Source organism: Methanothermobacter tenebrarum (assembly GCF_023167465.1).
Taxonomy (GTDB): Archaea; Methanobacteriota; Methanobacteria; order Methanobacteriales; family DSM-23052; genus Methanothermobacter_A; species Methanothermobacter_A tenebrarum.
Genome location: NZ_AP025698.1, coordinates 1,226,373 through 1,249,732, shown reverse-complemented (window position 1 = coordinate 1,249,732; position 23,360 = coordinate 1,226,373). Strand labels below are relative to the sequence as shown.

29 protein-coding genes and 1 pseudogene are annotated in these 23,360 nt (G+C 42.5%); 24 read left to right on the top strand and 6 right to left on the bottom strand.

Annotation, left to right across the window (positions count from 1 at the left end; all coding sequences use genetic code 11):
* The first annotated feature begins 35 nt into the window (after window positions 1-35).
* Window positions 36-2,540: a dolichyl-diphosphooligosaccharide--protein glycosyltransferase subunit STT3 gene (locus tag MTTB_RS07055; RefSeq protein ID WP_248564302.1), complete on the top strand. Its 2,505-nt coding sequence runs from the start codon at window positions 36-38 to the stop codon at window positions 2,538-2,540.
* Here the strand turns inward: MTTB_RS07055 and MTTB_RS07050 are convergent.
* Complete coding sequence (locus MTTB_RS07050) at window positions 2,537-2,914, bottom strand: CBS domain-containing protein (protein ID WP_248564301.1); 378 nt, start codon at window positions 2,912-2,914, stop codon at window positions 2,537-2,539. The genes MTTB_RS07055 and MTTB_RS07050 overlap by 4 nt on opposite strands.
* Window positions 2,915-2,973: 59 nt before the next feature.
* Here MTTB_RS07050 and MTTB_RS07045 point away from each other — a divergent pair, with 59 nt between their 5' ends.
* From MTTB_RS07045 to MTTB_RS06975, 15 genes are all read left to right on the top strand, one after another.
* On the top strand, window positions 2,974-4,062 hold the full coding sequence (locus tag MTTB_RS07045; RefSeq protein WP_248564300.1) for an OBG GTPase family GTP-binding protein: 1,089 nt from the start codon (window positions 2,974-2,976) through the stop codon (window positions 4,060-4,062).
* Between the two features lie 10 nt (window positions 4,063-4,072).
* Entirely contained in the window at window positions 4,073-4,852 is a 780-nt protein-coding gene (locus MTTB_RS07040; RefSeq protein WP_248564299.1) for a sulfide-dependent adenosine diphosphate thiazole synthase, read from the top strand.
* A 2-nt stretch (window positions 4,853-4,854) separates the two neighbouring features.
* Window positions 4,855-5,403, top strand: a complete 549-nt coding sequence (locus MTTB_RS07035) for an adenylate kinase family protein (protein ID WP_248564298.1) — start codon at window positions 4,855-4,857, stop codon at window positions 5,401-5,403.
* 107 nt (window positions 5,404-5,510) lie between these two features.
* A complete protein-coding gene (locus tag MTTB_RS07030; RefSeq protein ID WP_248564297.1) occupies window positions 5,511-5,927 on the top strand; it encodes a ribonuclease P protein component 4 in 417 nt (138 codons plus the stop codon).
* Window positions 5,872-6,105, top strand: a complete 234-nt coding sequence (locus tag MTTB_RS07025; protein WP_248564296.1) for a YhbY family RNA-binding protein — start codon at window positions 5,872-5,874, stop codon at window positions 6,103-6,105. Before MTTB_RS07030 ends, MTTB_RS07025 begins: the two co-directional genes overlap by 56 nt.
* Before the next feature lie 15 nt (window positions 6,106-6,120).
* Window positions 6,121-6,576 carry a 30S ribosomal protein S19e gene (locus MTTB_RS07020; RefSeq protein ID WP_248564295.1) on the top strand — a complete coding sequence of 152 codons (456 nt, stop codon included), beginning with the start codon at window positions 6,121-6,123 and terminating at the stop codon, window positions 6,574-6,576.
* A 2-nt stretch (window positions 6,577-6,578) separates the two neighbouring features.
* Window positions 6,579-6,914, top strand: a complete 336-nt coding sequence (locus MTTB_RS07015) for a DNA-binding protein (protein WP_248564294.1) — start codon at window positions 6,579-6,581, stop codon at window positions 6,912-6,914.
* A 16-nt stretch (window positions 6,915-6,930) separates the two neighbouring features.
* The gene (locus MTTB_RS07010) at window positions 6,931-7,518 is read left to right on the top strand and encodes a DUF7411 family protein (RefSeq protein ID WP_248564293.1); all 588 of its coding nucleotides are present in this window, start codon (window positions 6,931-6,933) and stop codon (window positions 7,516-7,518) included.
* A gap of 14 nt (window positions 7,519-7,532) precedes the next feature.
* Window positions 7,533-7,688 carry a 50S ribosomal protein L39e gene (locus MTTB_RS07005; RefSeq protein WP_248564292.1) on the top strand — a complete coding sequence of 52 codons (156 nt, stop codon included), beginning with the start codon at window positions 7,533-7,535 and terminating at the stop codon, window positions 7,686-7,688.
* A gap of 14 nt (window positions 7,689-7,702) precedes the next feature.
* Window positions 7,703-7,948, top strand: a complete 246-nt coding sequence (locus MTTB_RS07000) for a 50S ribosomal protein L31e (RefSeq protein WP_248564291.1) — start codon at window positions 7,703-7,705, stop codon at window positions 7,946-7,948.
* Between the two features lie 9 nt (window positions 7,949-7,957).
* Window positions 7,958-8,620, top strand: coding sequence for a translation initiation factor IF-6 (locus MTTB_RS06995; protein WP_248564290.1), 663 nt, complete (start codon window positions 7,958-7,960; stop codon window positions 8,618-8,620).
* 16 nt (window positions 8,621-8,636) lie between these two features.
* The gene (gene rpl18a / locus MTTB_RS06990; RefSeq protein WP_248564289.1) at window positions 8,637-8,867 is read left to right on the top strand and encodes a 50S ribosomal protein L18Ae; all 231 of its coding nucleotides are present in this window, start codon (window positions 8,637-8,639) and stop codon (window positions 8,865-8,867) included.
* 5 nt (window positions 8,868-8,872) lie between these two features.
* Window positions 8,873-9,316 (top strand): prefoldin subunit alpha, encoded by a 444-nt coding sequence (gene pfdA / locus MTTB_RS06985; RefSeq protein ID WP_248564288.1) that lies wholly within the window; start codon window positions 8,873-8,875, stop codon window positions 9,314-9,316.
* A complete protein-coding gene (gene ftsY / locus MTTB_RS06980; RefSeq protein ID WP_248564287.1) occupies window positions 9,317-10,378 on the top strand; it encodes a signal recognition particle-docking protein FtsY in 1,062 nt (353 codons plus the stop codon).
* Between the two features lie 18 nt (window positions 10,379-10,396).
* Window positions 10,397-11,071, top strand: a complete 675-nt coding sequence (locus MTTB_RS06975; protein WP_248564286.1) for a phosphoribosyltransferase — start codon at window positions 10,397-10,399, stop codon at window positions 11,069-11,071.
* Here MTTB_RS06975 and MTTB_RS06970 read toward each other — a convergent pair.
* The 3 genes from MTTB_RS06970 to MTTB_RS06960 all read right to left on the bottom strand — a co-directional run bounded on the left by MTTB_RS06970 (window position 11,066) and on the right by MTTB_RS06960 (window position 14,408).
* The gene (locus MTTB_RS06970) at window positions 11,066-11,572 is read right to left on the bottom strand and encodes a chymotrypsin family serine protease (RefSeq protein ID WP_248564285.1); all 507 of its coding nucleotides are present in this window, start codon (window positions 11,570-11,572) and stop codon (window positions 11,066-11,068) included. The two genes, MTTB_RS06975 and MTTB_RS06970, sit on opposite strands and share 6 nt — an antisense overlap.
* Before the next feature lie 744 nt (window positions 11,573-12,316).
* Window positions 12,317-13,003: a hypothetical protein gene (locus tag MTTB_RS06965; protein WP_248564284.1), complete on the bottom strand. Its 687-nt coding sequence runs from the start codon at window positions 13,001-13,003 to the stop codon at window positions 12,317-12,319.
* 349 nt (window positions 13,004-13,352) lie between these two features.
* Window positions 13,353-14,408: a CapA family protein gene (locus tag MTTB_RS06960; RefSeq protein WP_248564283.1), complete on the bottom strand. Its 1,056-nt coding sequence runs from the start codon at window positions 14,406-14,408 to the stop codon at window positions 13,353-13,355.
* A 166-nt stretch (window positions 14,409-14,574) separates the two neighbouring features.
* Here MTTB_RS06960 and MTTB_RS06955 point away from each other — a divergent pair, with 166 nt between their 5' ends.
* Complete coding sequence (locus MTTB_RS06955; protein ID WP_248564282.1) at window positions 14,575-15,000, top strand: hypothetical protein; 426 nt, start codon at window positions 14,575-14,577, stop codon at window positions 14,998-15,000.
* A gap of 111 nt (window positions 15,001-15,111) precedes the next feature.
* Here the strand turns inward: MTTB_RS06955 and MTTB_RS06950 are convergent, their stop codons facing one another.
* The gene (locus MTTB_RS06950; RefSeq protein ID WP_248564281.1) at window positions 15,112-15,594 is read right to left on the bottom strand and encodes a PsbP-related protein; all 483 of its coding nucleotides are present in this window, start codon (window positions 15,592-15,594) and stop codon (window positions 15,112-15,114) included.
* Window positions 15,595-16,073: 479 nt separating this feature from the next.
* The gene (locus MTTB_RS06945) at window positions 16,074-17,006 is read right to left on the bottom strand and encodes a pseudomurein-binding repeat-containing protein (protein ID WP_248564280.1); all 933 of its coding nucleotides are present in this window, start codon (window positions 17,004-17,006) and stop codon (window positions 16,074-16,076) included.
* Between the two features lie 679 nt (window positions 17,007-17,685).
* Between MTTB_RS06945 and MTTB_RS06940 the strand changes: the two genes are divergently transcribed.
* The 7 genes and pseudogenes from MTTB_RS06940 (at window position 17,686) to MTTB_RS06910 (ending at window position 23,358) form a co-directional block, all read left to right on the top strand.
* Window positions 17,686-18,813, top strand: coding sequence for a cation-translocating P-type ATPase (locus MTTB_RS06940; protein WP_248564279.1), 1,128 nt, complete (start codon window positions 17,686-17,688; stop codon window positions 18,811-18,813).
* 182 nt (window positions 18,814-18,995) lie between these two features.
* Window positions 18,996-19,520 (top strand): HAD family hydrolase, encoded by a 525-nt coding sequence (locus MTTB_RS06935; RefSeq protein WP_486867672.1) that lies wholly within the window; start codon window positions 18,996-18,998, stop codon window positions 19,518-19,520.
* Window positions 19,521-19,530: 10 nt separating this feature from the next.
* Complete coding sequence (locus MTTB_RS06930; RefSeq protein ID WP_248564277.1) at window positions 19,531-19,803, top strand: hypothetical protein; 273 nt, start codon at window positions 19,531-19,533, stop codon at window positions 19,801-19,803.
* A pseudogene (locus tag MTTB_RS08465) lies at window positions 19,733-20,283 on the top strand (cation transporting ATPase C-terminal domain-containing protein). The gene MTTB_RS06930 and the pseudogene MTTB_RS08465 overlap by 71 nt, the downstream one beginning before the upstream one ends.
* A gap of 1,494 nt (window positions 20,284-21,777) precedes the next feature.
* Window positions 21,778-22,152, top strand: coding sequence for a glycosyltransferase family 2 protein (locus tag MTTB_RS06920; protein ID WP_248564275.1), 375 nt, complete (start codon window positions 21,778-21,780; stop codon window positions 22,150-22,152).
* 33 nt (window positions 22,153-22,185) lie between these two features.
* Window positions 22,186-22,884, top strand: coding sequence for a glycosyltransferase family 2 protein (locus MTTB_RS06915; RefSeq protein WP_248564274.1), 699 nt, complete (start codon window positions 22,186-22,188; stop codon window positions 22,882-22,884).
* The gene (locus MTTB_RS06910) at window positions 22,885-23,358 is read left to right on the top strand and encodes a glycosyltransferase family 2 protein (RefSeq protein ID WP_248564273.1); all 474 of its coding nucleotides are present in this window, start codon (window positions 22,885-22,887) and stop codon (window positions 23,356-23,358) included.
* Window positions 23,359-23,360: the final 2 nt, after the last annotated feature.

Below are 23,360 nucleotides of genomic sequence, written 5' to 3'. Positions count from 1 at the left end.
TCATATCCAGCGAAAAAATATTGTGAAGATCCACCATGAAACTAGAGAAGATCAAACCTTTAATAATCATCATAGTCTTGTTCATATTAGCATTCGCGATCAGGGCGGAGGCCTATAATATAGGCGGGGTCCCTAAGGATTCTAAACAATTCTATAAGGATCAGAGCGGTCTCCCATATTTCAGTGAAATGGACTCCTACTATAATTATAGGCTGACAATGAACTACCTAAATAAGGGCATGCTAGGCGATACAAAGGTTAATGGAGAAGACTGGGATCTCCACTCATATTATCCCCCTGGGAGGCCCGTGGATTATCCCCCACTTATAGTATATGTTACAAGTTTTGCCTATCGTATTGTTAACATTTTTGGTGATTATCCCCTCACTGTCGTCGCCTATTGGATAGGGGCGGTCATAGGCTCATTATGTGTAATACCAGCTTATCTTTTCACGAGGAGGATAAGCAATGATTATGGTGGGATAGCTGCGGCGATCATAATAGGACTTACACCGGTATATGTATCACACACCTATGCTGGCTTCTTTGACACTGACATGTTTAACATGATATTACCGTTATTATTCGTATGGTTGTTTGTGGAGAGTATAAACGCTGATACTCTTAAAAGAAGATTAACATTCCTAGTAGGGGCTATCATATCGATCCTCCTCTTTTCAATGGCATGGGTGGGCTACATATTCTATGTTGCACTTATAGGAGCTTTCATAATAGTCTATTTCATCCTAAGACATCTTATGGGCGTGGAGAGGGAAACTTATAAGAGCAGGATTGAATGGTTGGTTAATCAAAGGGAACTTTCAATGTTCCTACTCCTTATAATCATAGGAGGACTCCTCCTCGGGCTCCTGAGGGGATTCCCAGCACTCATAGGTTCAATTTCCGGACTCTTCTCGGGTGTTCAGTTGCAAGCCACCGCCCAGACCACAGCCTATCCTAATGTTTATGTTTCAGTTTCTGAATTACAAGTGCCAAGTTTCCTGGAGGGCAATCCGTTCTTACCCAACCAGGTGTCAGTACTTGGGGGGGTTGGCGGACTATTACCATTCCTCTGCGGATTACTCGGTGTGGGGGCGCTCATATGGAGGATAAGATCATTAGAAGCGCCTAGAGTGGAGGTGAAAAAGAGGGGTAAACGGGCCGGTAAAAAGAGCAAGTTCATCAAGTATCGGAGGATTCCTAATATTGAGGAGAAAAGGGGAGAATATCTATCCTACCTATCATTAATATGCGTATGGCTCCTATTAACCGGATACGCGGTTACGAAGGGTTTCAGGTTCTTGTCATTATTCGCCATACCATTAGGGATATCAGCTGGGATATTCACAGGATACTTTGTAGAGTACCTTAGGGATAATCTTAAGAGCAGAACATCCATTGCCATCGTGGCATTCATAGCAGGAATACTTCTGATTTACCCGTTCCAGGTTTCTGTGATAGCCAAGATATTAGTGGGGATAATAGCAATACTCATAGTATTATCGATAAATAATGAAAAATTTAGGGCCACTTCTATGATGATACTTGTCACATTGGCTATAGTCTCTGCGCCTGTAAGCGGGGCTCATGCCCTGACTTCATCGGTGGTCCCCGGGACTGATGATGGGATGTGGAATTCCCTAACATGGATAAAGAATAATACTAGTAGGGATACTGTGGTAATGTCCTGGTGGGACTTCGGACACCTTTTTGCCGTTGCCGCTGACAGGCCGGTGACGTTTGATGGGGGTTCGCAGAATACTCCGAGGGCTTATTGGATTGGTAAGGCTCTTTTAACTGATAACGAGTCGTTGTCCCTTGGTATACTTACGATGTTGTCAACGAGTGGGGATATGGCATATAATACACTTGATAATTACACCCATAATAGTTCATTGTCTGTTAAGATACTTACAGAGACCTTGGGACTTCCTAGGGATGATGCTAGGGAGGTTATGATAAACAAGTATAAGTTGACGGGGGCTCAGGCTGATAATGTGTTAAAGTATTCGCATCCTGATAAGAAGAAGCCCTTTGTCCTCATATTAAGTTCTGATATGCTGGCTAAGGCTGCATGGTGGAGTTACTTTGGAAGTTGGGATTTTGACAAGAAGGAGGGTGAACATTATGCTTATTATACTTCCCTGGTGGCTTCGAAACCGGAGGTTGCTGGTAATGTGACGAGGATTGTGACTGTGAATGATCCTTCGGGGATGGTGGGTGTTTTAATAGAGAAGATGGCTAATGAGACTAACGCGACCATAGTATTAATGGGTGCTAATGGCACTTCCGAGAAGATAAAACCCCACAGGTTAATATTGATTGAGGGCAATCAACTAGTTAAGAATGAGATAGTGGATGAGAATAGTCCCTTTGGTTTGCTTGTGGTTGGGAGTGAAGATTCATATATGACTGTTATAATGGATAAGAAACTTGAGGATTCTATGTTCACAAAACTTTTCCTCTTGGGCGGTTTTAACCAGACGTCCTTCAAGTTACTCCACCAGGAGCCTGGTGTTCTAGTGTGGACGAGAGCTTAATATCTTTTCGCCATTTTAGCCCGTAGGATGTCAGTGGCGCTCACCATCCCGATAATCTCATCCTCCTCTTCTACTAGGAGCCTCCAGACTACATTGGTAACCATTTTAGCCGCTGCTTCTCTGATACTAGCCTCTGGGGATATTGTGACAAGATCCCTCTCCATAACCTCCCATACTTTCACTTCACTTAGGTCGTCGCCTTCGGCTATGGCCTCTAGAACATCCCATGTTGTCACTATCCCAACCTTCACGTTATCCTTTGTCACGACAGCGCTCCCATGTCCCTTTTCAACAAAATTCCTTAAAACATCCTCAAGGTTACTGTTAATATCAAGTGTTTCCACATCTTTAACCATAACATCCTTCACTTTCATAAAAAACACCTAATATCAATACTATAAGTGGACTTTATATAAAAATTTTAGTGATAGCCATGGACATAGAAGAAAAAATAAGAGAAATCGAGGAGGAGATCAGGAGAACACCCTACAATAAGGCCACAGCACATCATATAGGTAAACTGAAGGCTAAATTGTCCAGGTTGAGGGAGGAGGCTGTTTCAAGGACTGCGAGGAAGGGTAAGGGTTTCCATGTTAAAAAGTCGGGTGATGTTACCATAGTCCTTGTGGGTTTCCCCTCAGTGGGAAAATCCACCCTCCTTAACCTTATAACGAACGCCCAGGCCAGGGTTGGAGAATACCAATTCACCACATTAGATGTTATACCGGCTATCATGGAATATAAAGGTGCTAGGATCCAAGTGTTGGATATCCCAGGGATAATACCAGGGGCTTCGAAGGGTAGGGGTAGGGGGAGGGATGTATTATCAGTTGCAAGGAACGCGGACCTCATAGTAATGATAATAGACGTCCTAGACCCCCAGCAAAGGAGGATTATACTAGAGGAGTTGAGGAATGTTGGTATAAGACCTGATGAAAAACCCCCAGACATTAAAGTGAGAAGGAAAAAAAGGGGGGGTATCCAAGTTTCGGCCACAATACAGGCAACTCACCTTAACGAGAGGATAATAAGGTCAATACTCAACGAATATGGGATACACAATGCTGGTGTGATCTTAAGGGATGATGCGACGATAGACCAGTTTATAGATGTTATAGAGGGTAACAGGGTATACATACCCACCCTGACTGTCTTTAATAAAATTGATCTTGTAGACGATGAGTACACTAGGGGACTCCAAGATGATGTTCCAGGATCCATTTTTATATCAGCCAAGGAGAATATTAATATCAGGGAAGTTAAGGAGAAGATATTTGAGAAACTCAACCTTATAAGGGTTTACTTGAAACCCCAGCATGGTGAACCAGATTATGATGAGCCCCTCATAATCAGGAGGGGATCAGGGGTAAGGGATGTATGTGGAAAACTCCACAGGGACTTCATAAAGAAGTTCCGCTATGCAAGGGTATGGGGGAACTCTGTGAAATTCCAAGGACAGAAGGTTGGAATGGACCATACCCTAGAGGATGGGGATCTTATAACAATAATAACAAGAAGATAGGGTGTGGAAATTGAAACTAGATGATATAAAGATCTCAAAGGCTATAATAGAAGAATACATGGATGAATTAGTAGACCACCTTGATGTTGACGTGGCTATTGGTGGTGGAGGACCATCAGGACTCGCAGCCGGCTACTACCTGTCCAAGGCCGGGTTTAAAGTGAGCCTATTTGAAAGGAAGCTTTCGATTGGTGGTGGAATGTGGGGTGGTGGTATGATGTTCAATAAGATAGTGGTCCAGGAGGCTGGGAGAGAGATCCTCGAGGGAGAATTTGGCGTGGACTGCAGGGAACATGAAAATGGCTACTATGTGGCTGATTCCATAGAAGCCACCTCCACTATATGTTCAAAGGCTTGCAAGGCCGGTGTTAAAATCTTTAACCTGATAAGTATTGAGGATGTTATGATAAGAGATGAGAGGATAACAGGCCTGGTGATAAACTGGGCTGCAGTGGAAATGGCAGGTTTACACATTGACCCTTTAACTATAAGGTCAAGGGCTGTTATAGATGCGACAGGCCATGATTGTGAGATAGTAAAGGTTGTGGAGGATAAGATGGGCCCGAGGTTAATGACGGAAACTGGTAGGATCATGGGTGAGAAGCCGATGTGGGCTGATAAGGGCGAGGCTAGCCTCCTTGAGAATACCCGTGAGGTTTATCCTAACCTTTTCGTGGCTGGTATGGCGAGTAATGCTGTTCATGGTTCGCATAGGATGGGACCGATCTTTGGGGGGATGTTACTTTCAGGTAGGAGGGTGGCTGAGCTCATCATGGAAAAACTGGGATGAAGATGGACTCTATTATATGTATTACGGGGACTCCTGGGGTGGGTAAGACGAGCATCTCCCATAAGCTTGCCGAGGAGTTAGGTGGGAATCTGGTTGAGGTTAACAGGTTAGCCGAGGAGAAGGACCTTTTCATTGGGGAGGATCCGGTTAGGGGTTATAAGATTGTGGATATACCCTCCCTTTGCAGGGAGATCATGAAGGTTGTGGATGAGGATTCTTTTAATATTGTGGAGGGTCATCTGTCACATTATTGTAGGATCTGCGATCTTGTGATAGTTTTAAGGTTACATCCGAGTGTTTTATTGAGAAGGTTGGAAGAGAGGGGATATGATCATAGGAAGGTGAAGGAGAATGTTGAGGCTGAGGCTCTTGGAGTATGTGCCTATGAGGCTTACCAGTTACATGATGATAGGGTCCATGAAATAGATTGCACTGGCTTATCCCCTGATGAGGTGTTGGATGAGATTATCAGCGTCCTCGAGGGTGAGAAACCTTGCACCTTTGGTGGTGTGGATTTCATGGAATGGTTCCTTGGGGGGGAAAGTTTTTAAATGATTAAATATAAGATCATATTATAATAAACCCTTCTTGTAGTATTCCCCTTTGCAAGGAGAAAAAATTAGGGGATTGTCTATTCTAATATTTGAGAGGATCTAGTTTGCCGGGGAGAAGGCCACAATGGATAATAAGGATAGCGAGGGAGAGAATAGACATCCTTTTCCAATTAGCGGATAAGGAATTCTCGAAGCATCCTGAAAGATCCCATCGTTATGTTGAACTTGCAAGGAGGATCTCGAAAAAGTATAATCTGAGAATCCCAAGGAAATGGAAAAGGAGGTTCTGTAAAAGCTGTTACAGGTTCCTGAAGCCAGGTTACAATTGTAGGATAAGATTGTCAAGGGGTAGAATACACTACCATTGTCTAGAATGTGGTAGGATTATGAGATTCCCATATATCCGGGAAAAAAAGTTTAAGAGGAGAAATAAAATTGAACGTCACACCCTCAAAAAAGGAGCTGATGAGAAGATCCCTATCAACAACAACACTACAGGTAGGGAAGGCTGGAGTCAATGAAAAGGTTATAAAGGAGATTAAAAGACAGTTAAAGGATAAAGAATTGGTAAGGATAAGGTTCGCGAGGAGCATAGCCTCCAAGAAGGAAACTTATATTAACGAGATCATCATAAAAACCAATGCCAAGCTCATAGATTTAAGAGGAAACGTTGCTATAATATTCAAGAAAAAAGGATGATGGAGGAAATTTAAGATGACCACAGTCTATGATGTACCAGCGGATTTGCTCATAGATCAAGTTGCAAAGGAGTTACGCAAAGAAAAAAAGGTAAAACCACCAGAATGGGCCCCATTCGTTAAAACGGGCGCCCATAAGGAAAGACGCCCAGAAAATCCGGACTGGTGGTATGTGCGGGCCGCCGCACTCCTCAGGAGAGTGTACATTGATGGTCCGGTAGGTGTGAACAGGTTAAGGACAAGATATGGTGGTAAAAAGGATAGGGGCTCAAGGCCTGAGAAGTTTAGAAGGGGTAGCGGCGCTATTATAAGAAGAGCTCTCCAACAATTAGAAGAGGCAGGTTTCATAGAAAAGGTTGAAGGTGGGAGGATAATAACTCCCAAGGGGAGAGCATTCCTTGACAAAATCGCACATAAGATCAAAGATAAGGTTAAAGAACTGAAAAATACTAACTGTGTGGGGGGTTATTAGAGTTGACAGACCTAGAAGAGATACGTCGAAGAAAAGTGTTGGAAATGCAACAGAGGGCGCAGCAGCAAGCTGCAGAGGCCGAGAAGGAGGAACAGTTACGGCGACAGTTCGAAATACAGAAGAGACAGTTACTCATGAAGATATTAACCCCCGAGGCCAGGAGCAGACTCGCCAACCTCAGGCTTACAAGACCAGAGTTCGTTGAACAAATCGAATTACAATTAATACAATTAGCCCAGGCAGGCCAGATACGTTCGAAGATCACGGATAAACAATTAAAGGAGCTCCTAAGGAGAGTTAGCGGTAAAAAGAGGGAGATAAGGATCGTTCGCAGATGATCCTCTTTTCGTGTTTATGAAGGCTTGTGTACTTTACAGTGGCGGGAAGGATAGTTCATTAATGGCCACAATATTAAAAAGATTAAACCTGGAAGTTGAACTTGTAACTGTAAATTTTGGGGTTTACAGGTCATGGGTCCCCGCCCTTGAATCGGCTAAGGCGCTTGGATTCCCACATAGTATCCTGAGGTTGGATAGGAGTATACTGGATGAGGCTGTTGAGATGATAATAGATGATGGTTTCCCGAATAATGGTATAAATTTTGTCCATCGACAGGCATTAGAAGCTACCGCGGGGGAATATGATATAGTAGCTGATGGTACAAGAAGGGATGATAGGACTCCGAAGCTTACAAGGGATGAGATAAGAAGCTTTGAGGATAGAAATTCTGTTGAGTATATTAATCTCACAGGTTTCGGTTATAAGACAATAAATAGGCTTGCATCCCAATTATTTATACTAAAAAGGGAAAAATCAGATATTCATAATAATTCGGATTATGAGATAGAGATAAGATACCTTATAGATAAGATAAGAGGGATGGGGGAATCCTTAAGATTCTTCCCAGAACACTACCAGACGAGAGTAATAGGCTGGAAATAGGAGGGAATAAGCAGATGAGCAGAAACAAACACGTCGCCATGAAGATAAGACTAGCAAAGGCTAAAAAGCAGAATAGAAGAGTCCCGGTATGGGTCCTCTTGAAAACGAACCGTAAAGTACGCACCCACCCCAAGATGAGGCATTGGAGAAGAACCAAACTAAAAGTCTAAACTGGTGGATAAAAATGGAGAGAACATACATAATACCACTGAGAAGAGTTAAGAATGTTCCAAGGACGAAAAGAGCACCCAGGGCGATAAGATTCATCCGCGAATTCCTAAAAAAGCACATGAAATCAGAGGATATAATATTAGACTCATCAATCAATGAAAGAGTATGGGAGAGGGGAATACAAAAAATCCCCCCAAGGATTAAAATAAAAGCCATCAAAGAAGAAGACGGTACAGTTAAAGCAGAACTAGCAGAATAAAGGTCCAATATGATAAGGAGAACAAACCTCGACGGAAACTCTAACATAGGAGTTTATATTTCAGTCACAGAAACCCAGGCACTCATACCATTCCATACATCCACGAGGATGGAAGAGATAATAGAAGAAGCACTGGAAGTGGAAGTTTTCAAGGCCACCATAGCAGGCAGCAGCCTAAATGGGATACTGTCCATTGGAAACTCTAATGGTATCATAGTCTCCCCATATGTCCTTGAGAGGGAGATAGAATCCTTGGAGAAGGCAGGATTTGAAGTCTTCATATTACCCGAGAAATTCACCGCAGTAGGCAACCTGATACTTGCAAATGATTATGGCGCCCTTGCAAGTCCACTGCTCTCTGATGAGTCAATAAAATTGATAGAAGATGCATTGGAAGTGGAAGTTGAACAGGGGACCATCGCAGGTTTCAACATTGTCGGGTCTGTTGCAGTAGCCACAAACAAGGGCGTACTATTACATCCAAAGGCTACAAGGAGAGAATTGGAGTTTGTAGAGGAAACTTTGAAAGTGCCGGCTGATGTTGGCACAATCAACCATGGCATGACCATGATAGGCGCATGTTCCATAGCCAATTCAAACGGTGCCATAGTAAGTGAAGATACCACAAGCCCTGAAATAGCCAGGATAGAAGAGGCGTTAGGCTTTCTATAGTATGGGGGTTATAATTATGAGGACGAGGATATTCCGAGTTAAAGGAAAGTTTATGATGGGTGAAAAATTACAACCATTCACCAAAGAATTAAAGGCGACTAAAAGGGAAGAAGTTCATGAGAAAATATATTCTGAATTTGGCAGCAAACATGGTATAGACCGCAACAAGATCCACATAGAGAGTATAGAGGAGATCCCCCCTGAGGAGGTGGAGGATCCTATATTAAAAAGTATATTGGAGGCATGATTTTAATGGAGGAACAACAGCCATCGGATGACCAGCAACGCCTAGAGGAGATCATAAACCAACTAAATTTTTATCAGGGACAGGCGGAGCTTATCCAAAACCAGATAGAGGCTATGAGGAGTTCACTAGCAGAATTGGAGATCCTGGAGGATACCCTGGAGGCTGTGAAGGGTAAGGATGGTGCCGAGACACTGGTACCTGTAGGCGCGGGTTCATTCATAAAAGCCCAGCTAAAGGACACAGACGAGGTTATAATGAGCATCGGAGCCGGCATAGCCATGAAAAAAACCCTAAAGGATGCCCGGGAGACTATAGACGAACAAAAAAAGGAACTGGAAGATGCCATAGGCAAATTGTCCGAAAACCTTAAAAAGATAACAGAGATAATACTCAAATTATCCCCACAAGCAGAAGAACTATACCAAAAAATCAGAGGAAGTGAAGGATAATTGTTCGAGGCCCTCAAGAAAAAAATCAACAAAACAATCACCAAGATCACGAAAAAAATCTCAGATAAAGAAAAAACCATAGAAGAGCCTATAAAAGAACCCAAAACAATAGAAGAAGAAACCGAAGAAAAGACCATAGAGGAGTCTATAAGAGAACCCGAGACAATAGAAGAAGAGGGTGAAAGATTCAAGATCTTCTCTTTTATCCGAGAGAAGACAATCTCTGAAAAAGACATCGAAGACGTTCTCTGGGACCTTGAAATGTCACTACTTGAAAGTGACGTGGCAATAGACGTGGCCGAAAAAATAACAAAGGAACTCAAAAAACAACTAGTAGGCAAAAAAGTCAAAAGAAGCACCGACATCATAGAATACACCCAAGAAGCCCTAAAGAATAGTATAAAGGAGATACTAACCGTTAATGGTAAAGACATTAACAAGATCCTCCAAGAAAAGAAAAATAAAAAAGAACCATTCATAATAATGTTTGTGGGCATAAACGGAACAGGCAAAACAACAACCATAGCAAAAATGGCGAAATATTTCCTAGATAGGGGGTTAACCCCAGTAATCGCGGCCTCAGACACATTCAGGGCGGGGGCGATAGAACAATTAACCCACCACGCGGAAAAACTTGGGGTGAAGATAATAAAACATGAAAAGGGCGCCGACCCGGCCGCGGTAGCATTCGATGCAGTTGAACATGCCAGGGCAAAGGGAAAGGATGTTGTTTTAATCGACACTGCAGGTCGGATGCAAACAAACGTCAACCTCATGGATGAAATGGCGAAAATAAAAAGGGTCGTGAAACCCGACTTCATCATCTTCGTGGGGGACTCGCTCACGGGTAATGATGCCGTTGAACAGGCCATAAAATTCGATGAGAGTGTTGGAGTCGACGCCATAATATTGACAAAGGCGGATGCGGATGCAAAGGGTGGCGCAGCCCTATCAATAGGCTATGTTATAAACAAGCCCATAATATTCCTTGGGACGGGCCAGGGCTACGAGGACCTTGTAGAATTTAAACCAGAATGGATGATCCACCAACTTTTCACATAATAGTCGTGGTGGACTAGTTTGACAAAAATAATAGAAGATAGAAACCTTAGGGATAAGTTTTTTGTTTTCAGGGACCGGGAAGAAGCCGGTGAAATCCTCGCCAAGATGCTTGAGGATTATAAAGATTCTGATGCTATTGTACTGGGCATCCCAGCAGGAGGAGTCCCGGTAGCATCTATTATAGCAGAGAAACTCAATCTAACATTGGATGTTCTAGTTGTTAGTAAAGTAACATTGCCCTGGAACAGGGAAGCGGGATATGGTGCTGTGGCATTCGATGGGACCATAAAATTAAACCAGGAATTGATAGATTCACTCGGGTTAACTGGAGAGGAAATAGAAGAGGGCGTCAGGGAAACTCTCCAGAAGGTTAAAAGGAGGGTTCGTATTTTCAGAGGAGACAAACCACCCCTGGAACTTAGAAACAGGACTATAATAGTTGTTGATGACGGCCTAGCATCAGGGTATACTATGCTCACCGCCCTGGATGCTCTTAGAAGGGCGGGGGCTGCGAAGATAATCGTCGCGGTACCCACAGCCAACCTAGACGCCATCAAAAGGATAGAAGACAGGGCAGACTTTGTATATTCCCCTAATATAAGACAGGCATACCCTTATGCGGTTGCAGACGCCTACAAAAACTGGTCTGATGTCTCAGAGGAGGAGGTTAGAAGGATACTCCAGGGATCATAGGAATCTTTCAAGTGAAGAGGCGATAGCAGTTGCACTGTTAAAAAAGACAGAAGATAAGATACCAACAACCTTACCATCCTGTATGATCGGGGACCCGCTATCACCAGGCAAAGGCAACCTCCTATGGGCGAATGCAAGATAATGATATGTTCTCCCCACAGATAAGATTGTACAATAGTTTTTCTCCCCCTTGTTCAGGGAATAGGCTGGTCCAAGCCTGGGAGATCCTATCTCAACCAGTTTAACAATGGAAGAAGGTAGTTTAAAATCTGCAATGGCAAGATCCAGATCATATAATATCCTGGTTATTATACCCTTAAATTTCCCAATATAGACAGGGTCGCCTATATGACAACCACCAACTTTTAGAAGATGTTGGACGGTTATAACCTTAAAATTTCCACCAGCGGGTATAATCGCACCTACTACGGCTTCTTTCTCATTGCATCGTATCCTTGAACCAGGGCCAATACACATTTCAAAGTATATTTGATCCTTCATCCTATTTCTATATTACCGCCAAGAAAGTTAAATCATAGACATGTTATTGATGCCAAACTAGGGTTTACAAAAAGGAGGGTTTAGACCCTCCCCTTTTGGGAGAGTACACATTGGGGGATGTGATATGAGTTTTTGGAAAGTAGGGGGTTGCGGGTCTCATATTCGCAATAATCACTGGTAAACGTTATAACATCATTGGGGGGATACCAGTCGGGTGCGGGATTAACATGGGATATCATAAGGGGGTATGATCGCTATTGCACTCTTTATAATGGTCCCATGGGTATATGGAAGACTGATTGAGGTCATTTATTTAAAGATCATAAAATAGTGTACCTACAAATTTGATTCTTATGGGAGTTATCCCCAGGTTGAGACATGAAAGGACTGGGGACCGTATCCTCCATAAGTTTTTTCAGATTTGCTTGAATGCGGCTTCTTCATGGAGATTGACACTTTCCACGGTTAAAACCGTGAGATTCTCATCCTACCCAGTTCTGGGCACGTGTCAAGGCGGCCCCTCCCCTGGACATGTAGCCCAGGGTTCGTTAGGCATTTAATCCAGTACTTCCTAGGATGTCGAGAGCCTCTCTCATTCACGATAGGAAGTTCTACAATTTTTTTATCTTGTGCATTGAGCTTTCTTGTCGATTGTAAAAAAAGGACAATTCCACATCGATGAGTGTGTGGGGTTTTAGCCTATTTTCAGGGGAAGCTGAAAATATACCCCCGATGGTGTGGGGGTTAATAGTTTAGGTAGCCTTGGTTGTAGAGTTTTTGGAGGTCTGAGGCGTGCATCATCTCATAGACTGCATAGGGATTGTTGATGTAGGGTTCTATAAGGCCTCTTGCTATGTAGTAGTATGCGCCGAGTCTGCCGTATTGTTTCCATACAAGTTGGACGTATAGTGGGAAGCCGCATCCGGGGTTGATGAATACGTTGCCTTGGCGGACTGTACCATGGAAGTATAGTGGTATTGGACTTTCTTGGCCATTTTCCTTTGCCAGGTTCTGGACATAGGCTATTGCTTCGTCTAGTGTGTCAAATTCTATCCCGTCCACCCTGTAGTGGTATTTATCGTCTGGTATCCCGAATATGAATGTTTGTATGACCTCGTTCCAGTCGATGTCTGTTCTAGGACCTTTTGGGTCGATGAATGCGAAATTTATTATTGTAATGTCGCCTTCTTGGTAGTGGGAGTAGGAAGCGTCTCCGGCATAGTGTACTACGACTACGCATTTTGATCCTCTTTTTTTGGCGTAGTTGGCAGCGACTATTGATTGGGGGTGTCCAGCTGCCATGTCAGGGTTTGCGAGTTTAACTATCCCAAGGCGTCCAACTGGTTCGAATGGTCCTGTAACGGTTACAATGTAAAGGTAGACCCCGAATATGGCTATTAATCCTATGATAATATAAGTAGCCTTTGTCATTTGCGATCCCGGAGTAAAATTTTTCACTATAGAAGCTTGACACGTTCCCACCTATAAAATTAACGGTAAATTGAGGGGATTATTATTTTTTTGCCTATGACTTCTCTTTTTTGAAGTTCTTTTATCTTTATGAGTTTATAGTCTGTTGTGTGGCTTCTTTTATTCTCGGGTTTTTGAGGGGGGCTAGTAGGCTGTTAAGAAGAACCTTGGAATGTTTTGTGAAGCACCCCTTTTAGGATATCATGTGGAGGAATTCCAGGGGATATTCTTCCAGCGAGTTTGTAGTTAATGTTCTTTTCAAGTGTTCACTAGGTGGAGGAAGTTTCGTAATGGAGAAGATTGGAATTGTTTAGGTTTTGATTATCCCTACACCATTTTTGCTTTGGATTTCCACATTTGAATAATATTCGAGCTCCTTTAGGAATGCGTTGGCGTCATCTACATCCATTAGTTGGGGGTAGTAGCCTATGACGTTTATGGGATAGATGTGGACGGTTGAACTATTATCTTTGATTGTTACGACTATTATCATGGATCTTTTCGTCTCGGGGTTTTGCATGTCAAAAACGCAATTTCCGAGACTATAAAAGATTAAGCGGCCTTTATATTTTTCTATGCTGCCTGGGACGTGGGGGTGATGTCCGACTACCATGAATGCGCCTTCGTCGATACATTTGTGTGATATGTCTTTTTGTAGTTCGTTTGGAGTGTAGCGGTACTCGTTCCCGTAATGGAATTCGCAGATAATATAATCGGCCCCAGCTTTTTTGGCATCATCTATGGCGGATTTTATATGTTCCCATGATATTGGGGCGAAACCGGGCCTGTTTTTGGTTGCTGGTGGCATATAGTATTCATCTGCGAATTCTGATGCTTGTATTATGGCTATCCTTTTTCCTTTTATGTCTATTATGAGGGGTTTATAGGCTTCTGTTATATTAGGGCCGGCGCCTACATACATTATACCGGCTGCTTTCAAGTTTTGTATGGTGTCGTTGAGGCCTTCTTCTCCATAGTCCATGATGTGGTTGTTTGCAAGGCATGCAACGTCAACTCCGGCTTCTTTGAGTGATTTTGTAAATTTTGGATCTGCTTTGAATGTTATCAGTTTATCTCTTGGGTTTGTTGAATTGGTGATGGGTGATTCTAGGTTTATCACGGTTAGATCTGTGTTGTTGGTGAGGTTGATCACTCCCTTGAATGGTTGGGGGTCTTCGTATAGGACTGGGTTAACGTTCCTCCCTAACATCACATCCCCTGTGAAGGTGATGTTAATGGGTTTTTCCGGCTCAGAAACTTTCTCCTTCGGCAGAGGATTGAGATATAACAGGCCAATGATTAGAAGGGCAGCAGTTGCTATGATGATGCTTTTTCTCATAGTCTTATACTTTTCTAATAGTCTCATATAAAGTTTTTATCAGAATAATGTGGTGGACTCAAATTTTTTTCTTGGAGTATGGGGAGGTATTCATGCATCCTATGTGAGGGTCACTTTAGTCCGGTGGGGTAAATATTACATAGGGTATGAAATGGATAATATTTTGTAATATCATATGTGTAGGGGTGTATAGTTGATATTTAAGGATCGGTTTGATGAAAGGGAATGGTTGATTTTACAAGCAGCTCCTATTTGGGTTTTCGAAATCGTGGCCATAGCTGATGGTAGAATTGATGAAAGGGAATTAGATGAGGTGTTAAACCAGTCAAAGAATGTGATAGAATATTCCAGCGGGTTTACCTATGAAGTTTTCAGGGATCATGTCATCACTATAATGAATAATAACCTTGAATTCAGAAATTTATTAAAGAAGAACCCCCTCGAAGGCCTTAAGATAGTTGCTGATCTTTTGGGGAGGATAGAACATTCTGAGGCTCAAAATTTCAAAAAAATACTATTAAAGATGGCGATAAAAATCGCAGACTCCTCAGGGGGAGTTGATAAAAATGAAGAAAAAGCCATCGCTATAGTCATGGGAATACTCGACGGCATACTATAACCCCCCAAAATCATATTCAAAGGGGCAAGCTATCAGATCCCATTTATTATCCAGAGTAAGGGGTCTCCTATGGGCTTTTAACTTTTCTGCGGGAGATCCCCCATTGCAAGGCTAGGGGCGGTTCACCAATTTGAAGCTGTTTATCACTAACTTGAATTTAGGTAGTGTCTCATTGTACTTGCTGAGTGGTGTGACGCATCCTATTCTATAATATCTAGATCCTGGGATGGCTTCGATGTGCACTGTCAAAGCCTGGTATTGTATCCCATCAGCATGCCATGTTTTAATGAGTTCAACAGCTTTCATCCCATTAACAGTAATGTTTCGCTCTGAAACTTCAGTTTGTCCAATCTCTCTGATATCATGCCTGTACCTGCTGAGTTGCTCATCAAGGGAATTTACGTTCAACTGTTTAATGTAAAAGTAAGTGCTAATGTTAGCCTCAGTATGATTGCCACTTGGATCATAGAATGCTAGGATAGGATCCGGATTGGAACCCCACCTACTGGGACTGTGAAGATCGCTTATAGGCTTCCAATCTGCAGGATATTTAAAGGTGATTCCATTGCCGGCATAGGTCTTGTAAGGAATCACCGGAGTATTAGAGGTTTTATTAGATTTTAATATGGATGGACATGAAAACTTGGATAAAAGATTACAACAGCAATCATTAAAATTACTAAGATGAGAATCTTCTTAAATTTCCCGAGTTCAAGTTTTATATTAACACGCCCCCTACTATTACCATTTTTCCCAATTTTTAACTAAACATGTCTTTTCCCCCTCTTAGTATATAAGATTTTCCATGAACTAGTTTAACGTTCTCTTTGCGATGGATAGCCCCATTTATCCTGTAGAATAGGCCAATTTTAACCATTAAACGATCATATGGCTTGTAATCGTATTTTCATTAATTTAAACTGCCCCTAACTTTGCAAGGGGGACTTCCCGCAGAAAAAGTTAAATTACCCCCCAGGTCATAGGATCGGGGTGTCCAAATCTTAGAAAAGGGGGGGTGCTTCTAAAAAGAAAAATTTGGTGGTGGGGGGACTTTATGTCCCCCCATGGTAACATTAGGCGTAGTATGTTGCGATGATTTGACTTACACTTGCGCATGTGGTGTAGTAGGGTTTGCTCCCGTATTTTTTGGTAACTAGAGATGGGTCGAAGTTTATCCATTTGCCATCTATTAGTACTTGTACCCACCGATGGTTGCTTGCTTCTACTGATGCTCCTTGCACTATCCTGACTGTATATCCGTTGTCGTGTAATACTTTAGCCGTCCAAGCGGATAAACCCCAGCAGTCTCCGAGTCCGGTTCTTTCCACACCCTCTGCTGTGGTGGCTGCTCCGTATTGGTGGTTCAAGTTTTTATTGATGTAATTTGCTAGAATTTGCAGGCCTTCGATTCCTTGTAGCCCGTTTAATTGTCCTTTTCCAAGGGTGGTGGTTCCATTTCCTCCGTTGCCACTGATGGTGCCTGGTACTGTTACGTAGTTTGGTGGTCTTCCGTTGGTTTTTTGGAAGTCTATGATCTTGGAGAAGATGTAGATTAGTGTTTCGTATTTTATTTGTCCTATTGATGTGCTGGCGTTGCCTGGTGCTTTGCCTGTTGAATCTATGATGTTTTTGATGTTCTGGGCCACTTGCAAGTATTCTGTTTTTGTCAGTGACCCGCCATTTGTCGTCCCACTGGAACTTGAAGGTGCTTCCACGTCTTTAACTGGGATAGCCGTCGCTGACCCCTGGCTGGTCTGTACAACATCTGTAGTTATAAGGTATAGAAATTGGGGCATTGTAACTTGGCTATTTTTGATGGTCACATAGTTTGGTAGTCTACGGTTGGCGTCACAGAAGTTTTTCACTCTAGTTGCCGCATCATTTACTTCATTTGGCGTATATACTTGCGACGTTACCTGCGAATCTAAACTGGTGGAATTGTCATCTGTTGCAGCGGAAACGTCGCTTACATTTAACACCAATGCTAGGCCAAATAGTAATAGCATTGGTAGTATCCATTTTCGCTTAATTCTACCGCCTCCATATCCTAACTTGTATTAGGATAGTCCTTTGATGTACGACTACATGATCACCTAGCATAATATATAAATCTTTTAGTTTTTTCCGGGGAAAAAGACAACGATAAAACTCTTTTCAAAATTTAAAGGCCGCTGAGAAGCCCACCATATAACGTTTTCAGGATAAGCCTTCTCCATTCTAATTTTAAAAGATAGAGGCCATCTGAATGGCTATTCCCCCAAAAAGGCTTTTATGAATATTCTAACATTAATCTAACCACCCTTTCACCAACCAAAGCGAAGAAATTAAACACTTATCGTGAAAAGAGGGAAACAAAGAACGTCCAATACACATTTGAGGGGTTATAAAGCCTCTAAAGGTGATAGATTAACCTAATCATATTCCACAAAAAATATTTCAACTCCCACAATAGCCGATAAGAACATTTATAGCTAATGGATATAGAAACCACTTACTATTGGGGGGTGGCTGTCAAGGATTAGCAATTTGATGAACAACAAACAATTTAGATAATATCTCTAACAGTTGAAAAACCTAAAATTGCAAATACGGTGTATATACAAGACAATATATATGATATATTGTCCATAGTCGCTCTTGTCCTTGTTAATGTGTATACAAGACAATCAAGACTGGGGTGTTGCATTGCCAACTTGGTTTAAATTTTCAAAAATGGAAATTGAAGAGGTCCTGAAAGCCCTTAAAACATCAGAAAATGGTTTAACCGGAGCTGATGTTAAAGCAAGACTTGAAAGGTATGGCTACAACGAAGTAAAATTTAAAAGGGAAAACCCGGTTTTCAGGTTCCTCAAACAATTTAAAAGCCTCCTCATCTACATACTCCTCGTGGTTTCAGTCTTCACCATCCTCATCGGTGAATGGGTGGACGCTGTAGTGATAATAGGAGTTGTATTTATAAACTCTCTTATAGGATTCATACAGGAGGGAAAAGCTACAAAGGCCATGGAATCACTCCAGAAACTCGTGAAAACAGAAACTAAAGTAATAAGAGATGATAAGAGTTTATCAATACCATCATCACTCCTCGTCCCAGGGGATATTGTTAAACTGGAAATGGGTGACAAGGTACCCGCAGATATAAGGGTTATACGGGCAAAGAACCTCTTCGTGGATGAATCGGCATTAACCGGAGAATCCGTACCCGTAGAGAAGGTCCCTGTGAAACTTTCAGAATCCGATATCAATAAGGGTGAATTCAAAAACACCCTCTTCAGCGGCACCCTATTAACAGAGGGCGCCGGAACCGGAGTCGTTGTTTCAACAGGATCAGAAACAGAAATAGGGAAAATATCAAGGGTAGTTCAAAGAGAGGGTGTGAAAACCCCACTCATAAAGAAAATCGATGACTTCTCACGTTCCATAGCCCTTGCAATAATAGCCGTAGCAGCATTTAATTTCATCATCGCCCTATTATTTGGATACGAGATCATATTCTCCTTCCTAGCATCCACTTCCCTGGCCGTTGCAGCAATACCAGAGGGACTGCCAGCCATAATAACCATCACCCCCGCCCTGGGTGTTGCAGACATGGCAAGGAGAAATGCCATAGTAAGGAACCTTCCATCAGTGGAGACCCTTGGAAGTGTTACAGTCATATGTTCGGATAAAACCGGTACTCTCACAAAGAATGAGATGACAGTAAAGTGTATCTGTGCTGGGGGAGGATTCTATGAAGTGGCGGCTATGAAACAGATGGTAAAATCAGATACAATGGATCAGAACTTGAGGACCTCCCAGAACCACTCAGATTAACACTTGAATGTGGGATTAACTGTAACAACGCATCATTAACTGATGGTGAACTCCAGGGCGACCCCACTGAGAAGGCGCTTATCATATCAGCATATAAAGGGGGGTGTGCTGGAGAAGGTTGAGAAGATTGACGAGATACCATTTGACTCACAGAAAAAAATACATGGCGGTTCTCACAAAAGATAATCTATGTTAAAGGAGCCCCTGAAAAGATAATTGAAATGTGTAGTTATGAACTCAGAGATGACCTCATGGAAATAGACCCTCAGCAGCTTAGAAAAAAATTGAACCACCTCGCCTCAAAGGGGCTTCGCGTCCTCGCATTCGCATTTAAGGAACATTCCAGGGAAACCGTCGATGATAACGACCTTAAGGAGATGGTTTTCTTGGGATTCCAGGGCATGATCGACCCTCCAAGGCCAGAGGCCAGAGAGGCTATTAAAAAGTGTAAGAGTGCGGGTATAAGGATCATCATGATCACAGGGGATCATGCGAAAACCGCCGAGGCCATAGCAGCGAACCTTGGCATCCCAGTTGATAAAAGTTTAACCGGTGCTGAGATCTCATCCATGGATGATGATGAATTGAAAAGGGCTGCTAGTAGATACAATGTATACGCTAGGGTCCCCCCAGAGGGCAAATATAGGATAACAAGGGTCCTTCAAAGCCTTGGCAATATTGTTGCAGTAACCGGGGATGGTGTATGATGCGCCGGCATTGAAGATGGCGGATGTGGGTGTTGCCATGGGTGGTGGGACTGATGTTGCAAAGGAGGCTGCTGATATCATCCTCACAGATGATAATTTTGCAACTATAGTGACTGCAGTTAGTGGGGGAAGGGAGATCTATGAGAAGATACAGAAGATATGTACTTCCAACCAGTGGTGGTCAAGCCCTCATTATACTGTCATCATTCTTCATGTCCTTCCTAGGTGTCTTCCGCGTCCTTCCACTCCTCCCACTACAGATACTCTGGATAAACCTCTTTGATGGTATCTTCTTTGCAATGCCCCTTATAAATGAACCACTTGATAGTGACATGCTTAAAAAGCCTCCAAGAGACCCTAAAGAAAAGATAATTAACAAAATCTTCATAAAAAAGGTGGTATCGTCTCAATGGCAATGGCATTTTCAAGTCTTTCGGTTTTTTACATTGCAAGTCGGGCCCTGACAGTCCCCCAGGCCCGTACAGTAACCTTTGCAACGGTTATAATGGTCCATTTATTCTACCTTCTAACAGCAAGATCAACTGAAAGGTCTGTTTTTAAAATGGATCCCCTCTCAAATAAATGGATCATTTATGGGGTCAGTGTAACCATCTTTATAATGATCCTTATAATCTATGTCCCCCACCTTGAATTTGTATTTAATACTAGTCCATTCCCTTTGCAATGGTGGGCTGTTGTAATACCATTCTCATTAACAGGGATAACACTCATAGAGATTGAAAAGTTAATCGGGAGAAGATGAACACCTAAATTAACTACTAAAGGGAGACCCCCCCATTATCATAGTCCACACCCAAAAAATAGATACTTACTGGAATCCCAGTAGAAAAAGAGGGTAAAATGGATTACAAGCCCCCGACACACAGAGTGCGGATGATAGACACAACTATCCACACACCACTTAAAAGTAGTCTTCCGATCACCCCAAACAGGCAAAAAGAAACTCTAAAGTAGCCTTTATGAACACAAAACACAATAGATGTGTAAAAAAAGGTGATTGGGGGTGAACAACCAAAAGCTCCCCCCATAGCTGGTTGGGGGAAGCTCAAAGGGAAAGAGCATGCAAAATTATTGGTGGCTGGTCATGTTTGATGCTCCTTGTTAACGGTGCATATAATAACCCAGTAGCGGATAGGACCCTCTATGAGTCCCAAACAGCCTTTTTGATGTTATCTGCGTGGTGGCTGTCCCCATATTGATATGGGAAACTTCTATTTTTTTTGACCCTTGCTTGGGGGGCTATTACATATTTTGCATGGTCACCCCCATGGTTCATGGTCTGGGAGTAGAATCCGGGATTGATCCACCCTTTTTGGAGTTCTGGTCATTGATCTTCCCACTTGACACTACTACGTTTCTTAATTCTGTTGTATTTTATTGGCGAGCCACCCTTTTTGTCGCCCTGTAATGGCTTATCCACACTTTAAGGGGGCCCCTTTGATTATTTCTTAGTTGAATAAACTTGGAACTTATAAATTACACCATGTTAGGATTTTGGTGCATCTAATTTGTTTTATGCGGTATAGTTACCCATTTGTAGGTTATATTCCAAGACTAGAAATTGGAGTCATTGACCGGAAAAAATATAAATCAAGAAATGAATATAAACCAAAAAAAAAAAAAAAAAATAAGAAGATCCACCCCCCAAATAATAAATAGGATGATATGAGGGGATATGATCTTAAAGTATTGGGGTTGGTTCGTTAGGTGTTGTAAAGTAACTTCACCCGATAAGGTGGTGGGGGTTTCTCGCTTCACTAAGGAGAGGGTAATAGGTTTCATCCTCTAGGGAGTTTCGGGGGTCGTCCCAGTCACGATCAATAGGGTATTTTTCCGTTCTCATCCCCCTTGGGGGGTTTCCCGTTGATAGGGTTAAAGTCTGAAGGTGATGGTCATGATGGTATCTGTTGTTATTCCTGCGTTGAATGAGGAAGGGGTGGTTGGCAAGACCATAGAGTCAAAACCAGTGGATAAACTCGATTAGGCTTTGAAGTTGAAATACTTGTTGTGGATAATAATTCAACTGATAATACGGCACGGGAGGCTGAAGTGCCGGGGCAAGGGTGAAAAAGAAGTTGCAATGTGTATGCATCAAAAGATTTAAAAACTGGGATATAATCATGGGGATGGTAATGGAACCAGCCCCCTACTCTCAAAAAATGTTCAACATATAAAAAAATGATAAACTTGTAAAAGTTAATATGCATCTGTCCATGATTGCATCGAGGGGGATAATATGTACTCGTCAAAAGTGATAGAAGATGTCACTTTTATAATACCAGCTTATAATGAGGAAAAATCGATAGGAACTTTACTTACAAGGATAAATGAATTATATCCAAAGGCTAAGATCATAGTCATTGATAACAATTCATCTGATAGGACTTCTGAGATTGCAGAGGAAAAAGGAGCGATAGTAATAAAAGAAAAAAAGCAGGGAAAAGCTAATGCAATTTTCACAGGCTTTAAGCGTCTTAAAACAGAATATGCGGTTATGATGGATGCTGATGGAACTTATCCTCCAGAGGATTCAATCAGACTCATACAAGCACTTAAAAGGGAAAATGCGGATGTTGTACTTGGATCAAGATTAAAAGGTGAAATTATTTAAATCTGGAATCTACGTTGTAGTGATGGTGTTATCATGCTCGTGTCAATAGTAATACCAGCCCTCAATGAGGAGGGCGTCGTTGGGAGGACGATAAGATCCGTCCCAATGGAGAAGATCAGGGAGATGGGATACGATGTTGAGATACTGGTCGTTGACAATGCCTCAGAGGATGGAACGGCCAGGGAGGCCCTTGATGCAGGAGCACGGGTTGTCAGGGAGGATAAAAGGGGATATGGAAACGCATACAAGAGGGGGTTCAGAGAGGCCAGGGGCGATATTCTGGTGATGGGTGACGCTGACCTCACTTACCCTTTTGAGATGATCCCTGACTTCCTAAGGGAGATAGAGAATGGCTACGACTTTGTAATCGGGGATCGGATGAATGGTATGATGGAAGATGGTGCCATGCCAGCCCTCCACAGGTACGTAGGAAATCCTATCCTCTCAAGGATGCTCAACATACTCTTCAGGAACAATATAAGGGACACCCACTGTGGTATGAGGGCCATCACAAGGAAGGCGCTTGACAGGATGGAACTAAGGGCTCCTGGAATGGAATTCGCCATAGAGATGGTAATCGAAGCCTCTGAGAAGAACCTGAAGATCAAGCAGATACCCATACCCTACAGGCAGAGGAGGGGTGGTGAGACCAAGCTCCACTCCTTCAAGGATGGGTGGAGGCACATAGAATATATGCTCAGGAGGAAATTCCTCAGGGGTTCACTTTACTAGGTGTTTAATTTGAGGACGGTATCGATTGTTATACCCATGAGGAATGAGGCAGATATTCTTGAAAGATGCCTCCATGCAATGGAGGAACTGGATTATCCTAGAGACCTCCTTGAGATTGTGATTGTGAATGATGGTTCAACAGATAACACTGCTGAGTTAATAGAGAAGGGATCATGGTCCTTCAACTACCAGTACATTGAAACAGATGGCGTGGGCGTTTCAAGGGCACGTGACATGGGCTTCAGTTTACAAAAAAAGGCCATTCAATATCTCCTTCTAGAGGGGTTTAGTTATCCGGGATTTGAACTTGAAGCTGAGATGTTTTCCAGATTTTCAAAAGCAGGATTTAAGATTGTTGAGGTTCCCATATCCTATGGGAGGAGGTTTGATGAACCTAAACTTTCATCCCTCTTTGATGGTTTTAAGATTTTCAGGGCACTCTTTTCTGGAAGGTTAAGGTTGAAGGGTGTTTGAGG